This window comes from Candidatus Venteria ishoeyi (assembly GCF_030378065.1).
Classification (GTDB): Bacteria; Pseudomonadota; Gammaproteobacteria; order Beggiatoales; family Beggiatoaceae; genus Venteria; species Venteria ishoeyi.
This window is the reverse complement of the sequence record NZ_JAUCGJ010000019.1, coordinates 1-14,482: the sequence shown is the minus strand read 5'-3', so window position 1 is coordinate 14,482 and position 14,482 is coordinate 1. Positions and strand designations below refer to the sequence as shown.

Sequence of the window (14,482 nt, the reverse complement as noted above, 5' to 3'; positions counted from 1 at the left end):
TCATGAATCCCGTGATGCTTGTTAACGATATTTCCGGCATTTTCAGCTATTTACCTGGCGGTATGCCCGGTTTTATCATCACCGTATTTGGTTTGGTGTTTGCAGCGACCGCAGCTCACGCCTTGTACCGTAAATTTTTTCCCAAAAGCCCCAATTTACCCAAAATGCCCAAGCCGCCAGCAGCATTATTAAAAGGCGCTGAGGCGGATAAAAAGGATAAAACGGCAGAAGTCAGCGAAGATAAAGAAAAACCAGGATTTAGTTTACGTGATTTATGGCCATTTTCTAAAAAACCAAAAGCAAAAATTCGCCGCATTTCCAACAAAAATTTAGAAAAATCTTTCCAACTGAACCTTAATCAATTACAGGATCATGTCTCCAGCCCTTACGACATCCCCTGGTTTTTAATGCTGGGCGAGACCGGTGCTGGCAAAAGTACTGCGTTGCTTAACAGCGGATTGCCACAACCTTTTGGTAATCCACCTGATTTTGATAACCCCAGCCACGAAAAAGGCTGTGACTGGTGGTTTTTTAATGAAGGCATCGTGCTGGATATGAATGGGGACAGCATCCTGTACCAGGATGAAACCACCGACCAATATGTGTCTGATGACAAAGGCTGGCAGTCCTTATTGACTTTATTACAGCATAAACGCACCAAGCGCCCGATTGACGGTATCATTTTAACCATCCCGGCCACTGATTTAGTGGGTGAGCAACGTGCTGCACGGGAAGTGATGCAAAATAAAGCGGAACAGCTTTATGAAAAACTTTGTACTGCACAAAAAATACTGGGGATGCGGGTACCGGTTTATATCCTGGTTAGCAAATGCGATGTCGTCAGTGGTTTCCAGGATTTCTGTCAGGTATTGCCCGAGCGTTTAACCCAGGATATATTTGGCTGGTCAAATCCCTTTTCGCTGGAAACGGTTTATAACAGTAATCTGGTCGAAACCGCCTTTCAAAAGTTGTATCAGGATCTCAATGAAACGCAACTAGAACTGGTCACAGTTGCAAACGAAAAAATCAGTAATAATGACAGCTTTTTATTATTTCCACATGAAATGCGACCAGTGTTTAAACAACTGCGGATTTATCTGGATCGTGTATTTAAAACCAGCACTTATCATGAACCCTTTTTCTTTCGCGGCATTTATTTTACTGGCGACAGCGGTATACAGCACCTTGGCAACCTGGAAGATGATACCTTATCTGCCACAGGACATGCGACTTCAGATGACTTAGCCTTTGCCGCAGAGACGCAGAAAGTTCGCCAACCAAAACCAACACCAGTTTTTCTCACGCACTTTTTACGCGACAAGGTATTCCCGGAATCCGGTATTGCCCGCCCAGTTAATCGGGTATATAAGAGCCAAAACAAAGTATTATGGACAACTCAGGCTGCAATTGCCGGGGTGTTAGTCACGGGCGTGGGCCTGCAATGGTACGCTTTTCGGCAGGTTGATGAAGCGCAAATAACCCTGGTGCCACTGTATCGGCAGGTGATGACGGATACTGAAAACCTGCGTGAGCTAAAGATTAATGTGCGCTTTGATGATACTTATAAAGCAGAATTGCAGCGTGCACAGCAAACGGCTGCCATGAATCTGCTCAATAATATGGCAAAAGTGGAAACCGATACCCTGGAATCTGTCTGGATACCCCCATCTTTATTCAGTCAAGTGGATAAAAAGCTGGTACTGGCTTTAGCTGCTGCCTATGATCGTTTGATAGTCAAATGGTTGTATATTGGCTTGCATGAGCAATCACGTTATCTCACTGATGAACCTCTGGAGCATCATGAGCATTACTTATTGCTGGAAGAAAACCAGGAAGATGGTGAAAACATCACCGAATTGGCAGAATTTAAAAATATTACCGCATTTATTGAACGTTTAGAGCAGCTGCAAAAAAATACCCAACGCTATAACCATTTGCAGCAAGCGGAAGATAAAACCAAAAGTATGGCTGATTTGGTGGAATATCTTTACCATCTTTCGCTGCCCAGTACGTTTTACACGCATGCTGAGCTTTATACCAAAGCAATTGCCAATGCCCATTACCCTCATTTTGACCTGGATAATTACCGCCCTCACGCCAATCGACAATTGGTGCAGTTGCAAGAGGAATTATTAAATCGCTTATTCCAGAACAATACCTTAAATCAACGCATCAGTACTTTGCAGCAAGCCCTGGATGAGTTGGAGCAAAGCAGTCGTCACACCCAATGGAATACAATACTCAGCGGCCTGAATGATGATATTGCCAATATTGAATCCTATCTGGAACAGACTGAATATGCCTGGGTTAGTAGTGCCAAATTTGATTTGGGTGCTGAATTTGACTATTTATTACAGGGAATTCGGAAAAATACCTTATATGGTGATACGGTGTATGAGGAATTTCGGGAAACCGTTAAAACCGAGTTTTTTGCCCTGCGCGCACAATTACAAAGTTATCGCAGCGACCTGGTCGGCCCCTTAATGAAACCCCGCTCAGCAAAACTGAGCAAAGAAGCGCGTAAATTACTGAAGAAAAAGAAGAAGAAAAAACAGAAAAAAAGTAAAGATAAAAATCTGGTGCTCTCACCCGCTGTTATTCGCCTGAAAAAGATTCTCAGTGCATTTTTAGCCAATGATTTTATGGCTGAAGTCAGCAGTGAGCGCCAGTTTCAAGCCGATTTACCCTTAAATAAACGTTTGATCTGGGAAACAGATAAGTTACAAAAAGCGGTGAATTTAGCCACTTCATTCCAACATTTTATTGATCGAGACTTAAAACGTTTCCCTGACAACTTAAAAGAAATTGCCAAAAATGCCGGGCACTTTCAATTACATGCCAATTTGCGTGATTTGATTGCCCAGGCACAAACCGTAGAAATGGCACCTCGCGCCATAGGCGCGGAATATGAGCGCAGTGTGCGCACCGAAGTGGAAAACTTCTCTGAAGCCTCACCTTTATTATCCTGGTTATTACAGGTTTTTGACGTACTGAAATCTGCGAAAAGTTTCCAGGAAAAATATGCCAATACTTATAAAGACCTGGAAGCCTTGTCTGCGTTACAGGCTTATCGTTTATTGGCTCGGATCAATAAATTGCTGGATGAAGATGATCTGTATCGGCCTAAAGATACCCAGTTCTTTGCTGAACAAAACCAGGGGAAATCCCTGCCATTGCTGGCTTTTGCTGTCACTGACAAGACCGAACTTGACTATTACCTGTCCGTACAAAGGGATCGCGTTTATTATCTGGCGCGAACCTATGCACATCCTATTTTAGAGTTTATCAGCGGTAAAAAATTACCGGCGGCACTGGGCAGCAGCGTTGTCGTGCCGCGTTGGACCCGGATTTATCAGGAACTGTTTAAGTATGACAGCGAAAAACCGGATAACTCACTGGCGGCACTGGAGAATTACATCCTCACTGAACTCGATGATGTCAATGCCGATAATTGTTACAGTCGTTTGCAGGCCATACAGCAAATGCCGGCAACCGGGGATTATTTTCTGCAAAAACGCGAGGCATTGCAATTATTGCTGCTGAAACATTGCAGCAAAGAACAGATTTATCTTGCCGCAGACAAAGATAAGGGTAATTTACAATCCCTGACCACGCAGTTGAAACTCAGCGAAGCCATGTATTGGGATGCCGATCAACTGCGTTCAGCGGTTACTGAAGCTGAAAAATTTGCCAAGTTTATTACTGAGGAAGTACCGAAATTACCGGAAGCGGAGCAGGCGACAACCCGTAATAAAACACTGTCCCAATTCCACGACAAGATCATTGATCAAATTGCCCGCGCACAAATGCTGGCACCGCACCAATGGCAACAAGGGGTACAATTTGAGGAAGGTCTGCGTGGTGAAGTGCAAAATTTCACTGAAGCGGCACCCATGCTGGATTGGTTTATTGCATTTCTAACCCAATTAAGTGCCGAAGAAAGCACCGCGCAACAACAATACCAACAAAGTCTTGATGCTTTAATTAAACTGGGCACTTTGCAGGCTTATCATCTGCTCAAGCATAGCTCAAAATTACTCAGCAGTAGCGCTTTGTATACCCCTGGTGAGGTTGAATATTTTATTAGCAGAGCAACGCCCGTTGCCTTATCAAAACTCGCATTTGGCAGCAATGATGTGACCGAGCTGGATTACTATCTCACCGGCCAGCGTCAGCGTGTGGGTAATCTGGCAAAAAATTATGCCTTACCACTGCTCAGCTTTCTGGCAGGTAAACCGGTGCCGGAACAATACCAGGCAGGGGAATATATCCCCTTATGGAATCAGTTATACCAGGAATTATTCAAGTATGAAAATGAAACCCCGGATAATGCGGTCGCAAAATTAGAACACTTTATTCGCCAGGACTTGGATCAAATCAACAGCATTAATTGTTACAGCCGTTTGTATGACAGTGAATTCCAGCGCGAGCAAGGGAATTTCTTCCAGCGTAAACTAAGCGCACTGCGTTACACCTTATTTGAGCAATGCCGCCAGACTCAATATTATCTTGCCAGTCCGGTACCGGGTATGCAGCCCTTAGCCAAAAAAATACCACTCAATGGTTGGTTATATTGGGATCTTGAAAAATTACAACAGGCGATTGCTTCAGCGGAAAATTTTGGTAAGTTCATTGATGAAGACGTGGTGAAATGGTCAGAAGATCGCCAGAACAATGTCAATGACAGGGGCTATACCCAGTTTCATACCCACATCATGAACCTCATTGCCAAAGCCCAGCAGGAACAGCCAAAAGCCTGGCAAAGTGGACAAAGTTTTGAAGAAGGTGTAGATCAGGCAACACAAAACTTTAGCAAAGCCCAACCCTTACTGGACTGGTTGATTCAGTTTTTTAATCATGTGGCAAAGGCCAATACGGATCAGGCGCAACGCTTCACCGAAAGCAGCGAAGCCTTGGCGAAACTGGGCACAGTGCAAGCCTACACCCTGTTCAAGCAAGTCACTAAACTATTACAGCAAAGCACCTTATATACCCCCGCGCAGGAAGAATATTTTATCCCGCGCCAAGGCCCCTTCCGCCTGACACAATTGGCTTTTGGTAGCAATGATGTCGCAGAACTGGATTATTATCTGGCAGGTCAGCGCCAGCGTGTGGGCAGTCTGGCAAAAACTTACGCCCTGCCACTGCTGAGTTTCCTGGCAGGTAAACCGGTGCCGGAACAGTATCAGGCCGGTGAATATATTCCGTTGTGGAATCAGTTGTACCAGGCATTATTCAGTTACGAAAAGGAAACCCCGGATAATTCCGTGGCGAAGCTGGAAACCTTTATCCGTCAGGACATGGATCAGCTTAATCCAACAAACTGCTACAGCCGTTTGTATGACAGTGAGTTCCAGCAGGATCAGGGGGATTTCTTCCAGCGTAAACTGGCAAAATTACGTTATACCCTGCTCGAACAATGCCGCCAGACACAGATGTATCTGACGGGTAACATGAATACTGAAGGGATGCGCCAATTGACCACGCAGTTACCGCTTAATGGCTGGCTGTATTGGGATGTTGAGCATTTGGGACAAGCAGTTGCTTCGGCAGAAAATTTTGGTAATTTTGTGACGGAAGAATTACCCAAATGGCCGGAAGCACAGCAAGCCACGGTTAAAAGTAAAGGTTATGCCCAGTTTCATACCCATATTATTGACTTGATTGCGCGTGCGCAAAGGGTTAAACCACAGCAATGGCGGCGTGGTCAACAATTTGAAGAAAGCGTTGATCAGGCGATGCAGAACTTTAATGAAGCCGTGCCTTTATTGGACTGGTTGATTCAGTTTTTTAATCAGGTATCTAAGGCTGATACAACGGAACAGGGCACATTTGCAGACAGTCGTGACGCAGTAACGCAATTGACGGTGATACAAGCACACCGCCTGCTTAAACATACTGCGCAATTACTGCGCAGCAGCCACTTATATCGTCCCCAACAGCGGCGCTTTTTCCTCGATTGGAATGGTGATAATAAACTTTCCAGCGTTGCCTTTGGCACTGGCGATCAAAAAGAGCTGGAATTTTATCTGCGCGTGCAGCAAGACCGAGTACGCTTCCTGGCAACCCGTTATGCCCAGCCCTTGTTAAAATTCCTGGGTGAGAAAACCCTGCCTACGCAATATGGCAGCCAGAATGCCATGCCTATGTGGTCACGTATTTATGCTGAAATGTTTAAATACGATAATGAAGATCCCAACAATGCTCTGGCGAAACTGGAAGATTTTATTTTATTTGGAATTGATAAAATTAATCTGGGCAATTGTTACAGCAACTTACCTGAAGCCGGACGTCAACATGGCGATTATTTCCTGGCACGTTTATCTGAACTGCAAAACTTGTTGTTCCAACAATGTCGCTTTATGGCAGACTTTGAAGCCTATCGACGTTATTACATCGTGCAGGATTATTTTAATCAGAATCTGGCGGCGCGCTTCCCTTTTGCTGAAACGTCCGCAGAAAGCTTTTTCAGTGAAGCCGCGCCCAGTGAAATTAAAGACTTTTTTACCATTTATGAGCAATATGGTCAGGGCTTGCTGGATTATCTCAGCAACAGCCGCAGCTTTGGGCAAAGCCGTAATGCTGCTATCGCTTTTCTGGACAAAATCGAGCGCGTTAAAATCTTCCTGCAACCTGTATTGATACAATCACTGCCGTTGAAACGCCCAGTATATGATATTGTGGTTGATTTCCGCGTCAACCAAGGGCAGGAATCAGGTGCCAATCAGATTATTGGCTGGGAACTGGAAAAAACCACGCCTGGTGTCAATTATTTCCAAAATGGCATTCCGCTTGCGGCAAGCCGCCCGAATCTAGTTGCTGAACGTGAAGGCTCCTGGCATTTCAGTGACCGCTGGCGTTTTGGTGAGGCCTTGCGTTTTTCTTTCCGTTGGGCGCGTAACTCCGCATTCCGACCTTATTGGGACGGTATCAGCCCTGGCCTGAGCATTGTTGGCAACAAGGATGATACTGCAGTATTTGAATTTACTGGACAATGGGCCTTGCTGGAAGTGATTAAAAAGCAACAGGGTAATGCCGCTGATTTCAGTCGTCTGGAAGATATGCAGCCACATACTTTGAAATTTGAAATTCCGGTGCGGCGCTTGCTTGCAGCCAAGCCCGTGCCACAAAAACAACAGATTCCACAAGCTGAAGCCTTGGGTAATGTCCAGACCGAACCTGAAGAATGTTTTCTGGACTGGTATGAAGAAGCGTATGGTGATGCACGATGCCTGGAACAGGGCTATAGCAAGATTCAAAATCAGAAAACACCAGCACAGGTACAAAAAGATTTTATTGCAGCCAAACAGGATACCCCTTATCCTTCTACGGTGAATCCTGAAAATCTGCTGACCAGTGAAAACCTGGAGCGTTTTAATGCTTTTGAGTCAGAGCGGTTTCAGGAAAATACCCAGGCGCGTTTATTTATCCGTTTTAATGTCTCTTACCCTAATAAAAAGGAATTATTGATAGTACCGGAGTTCCCGGATCTGGCACCGCCACTGGAAGGCTTTGAACAGGATTTTGCTTTGTATCAGAAAAAACAACAGCAGCAGCGTTTTATGCCAGGTAATGTGACACCTGCCAGCCTGCTCAGCCTGACACCGCAAAATGCGCCTGCAACAGTAGCAACGCCTGCCGTGCCAACTGAAGCAGGTGCTACAGGAACATCACACTAGGAGGCTGTCCGAGAACACAAGACCTACTGCGGAAAAGCTGGATTTGGTCAGATTTCTCCCTTATTTTCGTTAAATATACCCAATATTCGCCTCAAATAATGAAAAAATCTGCCTCAAACCAGCTTTCCCTCGCTACGGCCTCTGTTCTCGGACAGCCTCCCAGGCAACTTTTGAAAGCAACCTCGACAAAGGAAGTTAATGGGCTCTAAATATCAATTTGCTTGTGGCGTACGTTGCAATCTGGTCTTAATTTTTATATTAACCAGTATTCTGCTCGTTGGCATGGGTACGATTATCTTTATTCTTGCTGATGATCTGTTTGAAAGTTATTTTTTGTTTTTTATTTTCATCAATCTGGTATTGATGTATTTGCTACGCCGTGTGTTTAATTCGCAGATGGCAACCCGTTTCGTAGAATCTTCACCCGATGCAATTTTGGGTGTTGCCAGCGATGGACGCATTGTCATCAGTAACACGCAAGCCAGTTTGTTATTTGGTTATTCTAAAAAAATCATGGCGAATATGCAGATTGAAGAATTACTGCCAACAGCCATGCGTGAGCAGCATCAGCAATTACGTCAGCAGTTTTTTAAAAACCCCCAGGCAAGAACCATGGCAGCCGGGCGTGAATTGACGGCACTCAACAGTTGCGGCAAAGAAATACCTGTTGAAATTAACCTCAATACAATCACCCAGAGTTTAGAACGTGTTGTCATTGTGACTATTCGTGACAGCAGTGAACGCCACAAACAGGTGCAAACCCAACAAAGACTATTAAATATTCTGGATAATGCGGTTGATTTTATTGGCTCTATCGATCATAAAGGCAATTGGTTATATATCAACCAGGCAGGGCGCAGAATGTTGGGTTTATCAGAAAAATCCCAATTAGACAGTCTGCGTCTGACAGATGTTTATACAGACGATACGGTTAAAGCTATTTTAGCTTCCGGTATGTTAAACAGACAGAAAAGTGGTGACTTAAAACCAATTTGTAATAGACAAGGTCTGCCTTCGTGGAAAATGGATGGCAAATTATTACTGTATAATGGCACTCTTTTACCAATTTCCCAAAGCTGGTTTCCAAATTGTGATCCACTCGGTGAGATTATTTGCTTATCAACCATTGCTCAGGATATTTCCAAGCGTAAAAAAATTGAAGAAGCCCTGCGCACCAGTGAAGAACGCTTTCGCGCAGCATTTGATGCAGGTGTGCATGGCGTTGCTCTCATTGATGCGCAAGGCCAGTTTTTAAAAGTGAATCCTGCAATGGAAACCATTACGGGCTATCCCAGCCATAGACTGCTTCAGCAACGCTTTCAAAACTTATTGCACCTAGATAATGCGGCTGAAAATTTACGTGGACTTGAGCGTTTATTATCTGGGAAAACCCGTACTTATTACCTTGAAAAACGTGCTATCCACCAACAGGGGCATGAACTGTGGATTCGTGCGGGTATTGCCGGGGTTTATGATAAACAGGGAAGCGTACTATATTTTGTGATACAGATGCAAGATGTCAGCAAGCAAAAACAAACAGAACAAGCATTGCTGGATGCTAAAAAAATAGCAGAAACAGCAAGTCATGCCAAAAGTGTTTTTCTGGCAAATATGAGTCATGAATTGCGTACACCATTAAATGGTATTCTGGGGTTTGCACAGCTATTACGCCGTGATACCGGGCTGAGTGCCACCCAGCAAGATCAGGTGCAAAGCATCTATCGCAGCGGTGAACATTTGCTACATTTCATTACCGAAATTCTCGACTTATCTAAAATGGAAGCGGGTCGCTTTGAATTGCAAATGACAGATTGTGATTTGCCGTCTTGTATTGATGAAATTATTGATTTATTCAAAATGCGTGCCCAACGCAAAGGTCTCAGTTTTGAATATCAAAATCGTTCTCCTCTGCCAAGGGTCATTGAAATAGATGCCAAACGCTTTCGTCAGATATTGACAAACCTGTTAGATAATGCTTTGAAATTTACGGAATCAGGACGTATTGCACTATTCACTGATTATCAGCACAGCAACTTATTACTGGAAATCCAGGATACAGGAATAGGTATTCAGGCAGATGCGCTGGAACAAATATTTTTACCTTTTCAACAAACAGGTAACGAACATTACCGTGCCCAGGGCACGGGGCTAGGCTTATCCATCACCCATAAATTAATCAATATGATGGGGGGTAAACTGGAAGTGAATAGTCAGCCAGAGCAAGGTACACAATTTTTAGTGCATTTTCCCATCAAAGTACTTGCAGATGTGCAACAACCCGTTTCACAGACACAGCAATTAGACCCGGTGCAAACTGACAGCTACAGCAATACTGGGCAGCCCTATAAAATATTATCATCTGAAACCGCGCAAGCTTTACCAAGCATCTCTCAGGACGCAGAGGATGAGACTCTGGAAAACTTAGATTCTGCACAACTTGCACATATTTTACATTTGTCAAAACAAGGGGATATTGAAGCTTTATCACACTATCTGCAACAAATCATGCAAGAATTAGACAATATTCCCAAATTATTGTACGAATTTGTTGCATTAACGGAAGGTTTTGATATCAAAGCCGTGCGGGATTTGGCGAAACGTTTAAAGAGCGATTGAACACTAAATAGCCTGAGTTTGATGTCAGCCAGGAGCCTGTCGGACTTAGGGAATCGTAGCGAGGGAAAGCTGATTTGAGGCAAATTTTTCATTCATTTGAGGCGAATAGTGGTTCTATTTAACGAAAATGAACGGGAAAATACTCGAAATCCCACTGTTTAATTGCTATATAATATATTTCTTATGGGCTTATAGAATAAGCTGGTCTTGCTCAATCTTGGTAACTAACGCAGAATGGGTAGATTAATTCTGGGTTACGCAAAACTTAATTTTTGTGCTTTAAGGTACAAAAAAATCACTTTTTGCACTGCACTGTTTTTTGGTTAGTCCAAGAAAATATTAAGTTTTAAGCCCAAAACAACCAGGTTGCGTAACATCAGTTAACTTGTTTTAATCTGAATTTTTTGTCGTAATTTTTGAAGGAGGGGATTAATGTCTTCACGTAGGAACCTTGCGAATGCTGTCCGTGCCCTGAGCATGGATGCCGTACAAAAAGCTAAATCTGGTCATCCAGGTGCGCCTATGGGCATGGCGGATATTGCAGAAGTTCTCTGGAATGATCACATGCAGCACAACCCCAACAACCCAAAGTGGGCTAACCGCGACCGTTTCATTCTTTCTAATGGTCACGGCTCTATGCTGATTTACAGCTTGCTGCACTTGACGGGTTACGATCTCTCTATCGAAGATCTGAAGCAGTTCCGTCAACTACACTCTAAAACCCCAGGTCACCCTGAATATGGTTATGCACCAGGCGTAGAAACCACCACTGGCCCGCTAGGTCAGGGCATTACCAACGGTGTTGGTATGGCGATTGCCGAGAAGGCACTGGCGGGTCAGTTCAATCAGAAAAGCCACAACATCGTTGATCACAACACCTATGTCTTTCTGGGTGATGGTTGCATGATGGAAGGTATCTCTCACGAAGCATGTTCACTGGCAGGTACGCTGGGTCTGGGCAAGCTGGTGGCTTTCTGGGATGACAACGGCATCTCCATTGATGGTCACGTTGATGGCTGGTTCTCTGATGACACGCCCAAGCGTTTTGAAGCCTACGGCTGGCATGTCATTGCTGATGTCGATGGTCACGACCACGAAGCACTCGAAAAAGCCATCGATATGGCCAAAGCGATAACCGACAAGCCGACCCTGATCTGCTGCAAGACCACCATTGGTTTCGGTTCCCCGAACAAAGCCGGTAGCCATGCCTGTCACGGCGCACCACTGGGTGATGAAGAAATCAACCTGACCAAGGCTGCCCTGGGTTGGGATCACGGTCCTTTTGAAGTACCTGCTGATGTTTACAACGGCTGGGACGCAAAAGAAAAGGGTGCTGCTGCCGAGAAGGCGTGGAACGAGAAGTTCGAAGCCTACCGCGCTGAGTATCCTGAATTAGCGGCTGAGTTCGAGCGTCGTTCCAACGGTGACCTGCCTGCTGATTGGGCAGAAAAATCCGCTGCTTACATCGCTTCTGTGAATGCTGAAGCCAAGAGTCCGGCAACCCGTCAAGCCTCTCTCGCTGCTATCGAAGCCTATTCCCCGATGCTGCCTGAGCTATTCGGCGGCTCTGCTGACCTCGGTTGCTCCAACCTGACCGAATGGTCTGGCTACAAGCCAATGGATGCTAACGAAGTTTCCAACTACATGCGTTACGGTGTGCGTGAATTTGGTATGTCCGCCATCATGAACGGCATGGCACTGCACGGTGGTCTGGTTCCTTTCGGTGCTACCTTCCTGATGTTCATGGAATATGCGCGTAACGCACTGCGTATGGCTGCGCTGATGAAACAGCGTTCTATCTTTGTTTATACTCACGATTCTATCGGTCTGGGTGAAGATGGCCCGACTCACCAGCCTGTTGAACAGATCGCCTCCATGCGCATCATTCCTAACATGAGCGTATGGCGTCCCTGTGACGCGGTTGAGTCCGCCGTTGCCTGGCAGCAAGCCATTGAGCGCGCTGATGGGCCTAGTTGCCTGATTTTCTCGCGTCAGGGTCTGGCTCACCAGACGCGCACTGATGCACAAATCAGTGACATCACCAAGGGTGGTTACGTCCTGCAAGATTGTGACGGCACCCCCGATGCAATCATTCTCGCTACCGGTTCTGAAGTTGCGCTGGCAATGGATGCTGCCGCAGCGATGGGCGGCAAGAAGATTCGCGTGGTTTCCATGCCTAACGTTAACGCCTTTGAAGCACAGGATGCCAACTATCAAGCCTCTGTGTTGCCTGCTGGCGTGAAAACTGTCGCTGTCGAAGCCGGTGTTACCGCCAGTTGGTACAAGTACGCCGATAAGGTGGTTGGTATCGACCGCTTCGGTGAGTCAGCACCTGCCGGTGAACTCTTCAAGGAATTTGGCTTTACCGTCGAAAACGTAGTCGCTACTGTCGAAAGCGTCTGCTAAGTACGCCCCACTTCCGGCGGGATGGTCATGCCATCCCGCCAAACTCGTTTTCCAATCTTTATCACAACTCTTCAGGAGAAAATCTATGACATTAAAAGTCGGTATTAATGGTTTTGGTCGTATCGGTCGTATGGCTTTTCGTGCTATTGCCAAGGACTTTAGTGACATCGAAGTGGTCGGAATCAACGACCTGCTAGACGCTGACTACCTTGCCTACATGCTGAAATATGACTCTGTTCACGGTCGTTTCGGTGGTGACGTTTCTGTTGATGGCAATAATCTGGTTGTTGATGGCAAGACCATCCGCCTGACTGCCGAGCGTGATCCTGCCAATCTGGCATGGGGTGACGTTGGTGCAGACCTCGTTATCGAATGTACCGGTTTCTTCCTCACCGAAGAAACTTGTCAGAAGCACATTGATGCGGGTGCCAAAAAGGTTGTCATGTCCGCACCTTCCAAAGACGGCACTCCGATGTTCGTCCACGGCGTTAACCACAAAACCTACGCGGGTCAGGCCATCGTTTCTGCTGCTTCCTGTACCACCAACTGTCTGGCACCTGTCGCCAAGGTTCTGAATGACAAGTGGGGCATCAAGCGCGGTCTGATGACGACCGTTCACGCTGCTACAGCCACTCAGAAGACTGTTGACGGCCCTTCCATGAAGGACTGGCGCGGTGGTCGTGGTATCCTTGAGAACATCATTCCTTCCTCCACCGGTGCAGCCAAAGCTGTGGGTGTGGTTCTGCCTGAGCTGAACGGTAAACTGACCGGTATGGCTTTCCGCGTTCCCACCTCTGACGTTTCCGTTGTTGACCTGACGATTGAACTCAATAGCGAAGCCAGCTATGACGATATCTGTGCAGCGATGAAAGCGGCTTCCGATAGCGGTGATATGAGTGAAACGCTGGGTTACACCGACGAGAAAGTTGTCTCCACTGACTTCCGTGGCGTTGGTTATTCCTCCATCTTTGATGCCGGTGCCGGTATCGCGCTGGACGGCACCTTCGTTAAGGTTGTTTCCTGGTATGACAACGAGTACGGCTACACCTGCAACATGCTGCGTTTTGTAGAGCACGTTTCAGCGAACTAGTTGACCTTTTTTTAGTCATTTAGTTGATAAAACCTGACAGGTTTATAAACCTGTCAGGTTTTCCTACCCAAGCAATTTTTATGAAAAAATCAATATTCAAAGAGGGAAGAACATATACCTTCAAAGATTATTTTGATTTATCAAATCCTTTTGACCAAATTGTTACAGAATTTAGTTATTCCTATGCATTAGGCCAAATTGATTTACCAGAATTAAAGACCTGTAATACAGATACAATTAATATCCTGAAAAATGTTTATTATCAATTCCTTCCTAAAATCAACCTGAATTCTGAGACAATCACATGAAAGTTTTTAATTGCTCCAGTTTTATTTGAGCTTGGCAAAGCCACAAACTCAAATACAACACCCCTGAAGATATTAAAAATATTTTTAAAATTCTTGTGGGAATTATTGATTATGATTAAATAGCATGATAAGACTTACGTTACATAACATCAAAATAATAAAAGATGCCAGTATTGAATTTTCTGGGTTAACCGTTATTGCTGGTAAAAATGATACAGGTAAAACAACGATTGGAAAATACTTATATAAAACCATTACATTTAAGATGGGTGAGAAACAAAATGATATCATTACAGGTTTTATCAACTACCATTCTGAAGTTGCACATTCTGAAGTTACAAGTCGTAATACAACTATAGAAGAATCTAAAAAAAGAGAAAATT

Annotated in this window: 6 protein-coding genes; all 6 read left to right on the top strand. The window is 45.0% G+C overall.

Translation table 11 applies throughout. From position 1 onward, the window contains the following. Positions 1–2: 2 nt before the first annotated feature. Positions 3–7,679, top strand: coding sequence for a type VI secretion protein IcmF/TssM N-terminal domain-containing protein (locus QUF61_RS08165; protein WP_289681289.1), 7,677 nt, complete (start codon positions 3–5; stop codon positions 7,677–7,679). A gap of 198 nt (positions 7,680–7,877) precedes the next feature. After that, a complete protein-coding gene (locus tag QUF61_RS08160) occupies positions 7,878–10,295 on the top strand; it encodes a PAS domain-containing sensor histidine kinase (protein WP_103921675.1) in 2,418 nt (805 codons plus the stop codon). Positions 10,296–10,727: 432 nt separating this feature from the next. Next, positions 10,728–12,701, top strand: a complete 1,974-nt coding sequence (gene tkt / locus QUF61_RS08155) for a transketolase (protein ID WP_103921676.1) — start codon at positions 10,728–10,730, stop codon at positions 12,699–12,701. 85 nt (positions 12,702–12,786) lie between these two features. Then, positions 12,787–13,791, top strand: coding sequence for a type I glyceraldehyde-3-phosphate dehydrogenase (gene gap, locus QUF61_RS08150; RefSeq protein WP_103921677.1), 1,005 nt, complete (start codon positions 12,787–12,789; stop codon positions 13,789–13,791). Positions 13,792–13,871: 80 nt separating this feature from the next. After that, positions 13,872–14,099, top strand: coding sequence for a hypothetical protein (locus QUF61_RS08145; RefSeq protein WP_289681288.1), 228 nt, complete (start codon positions 13,872–13,874; stop codon positions 14,097–14,099). Between the two features lie 124 nt (positions 14,100–14,223). Further along, the coding region (locus QUF61_RS08140) for an AAA family ATPase (protein WP_289681287.1) at positions 14,224–14,482 on the top strand (259 nt) is incomplete at its 3' end.

Bases quoted from the DNA above. Each gene is read 5' to 3' on its own strand.
- QUF61_RS08165 (WP_289681289.1), top strand. From the start codon at position 3: ATGAATCCCGTGATGCTTGTTAACGATATTTCCGGCATTTTCAGCTAT.
- QUF61_RS08160 (WP_103921675.1), top strand. From the start codon at position 7,878: ATGGGCTCTAAATATCAATTTGCTTGTGGCGTACGTTGCAATCTGGTC.
- tkt (WP_103921676.1), top strand. From the start codon at position 10,728: ATGTCTTCACGTAGGAACCTTGCGAATGCTGTCCGTGCCCTGAGCATG.
- gap (WP_103921677.1), top strand. From the start codon at position 12,787: ATGACATTAAAAGTCGGTATTAATGGTTTTGGTCGTATCGGTCGTATG.
- QUF61_RS08145 (WP_289681288.1), top strand. From the start codon at position 13,872: ATGAAAAAATCAATATTCAAAGAGGGAAGAACATATACCTTCAAAGAT.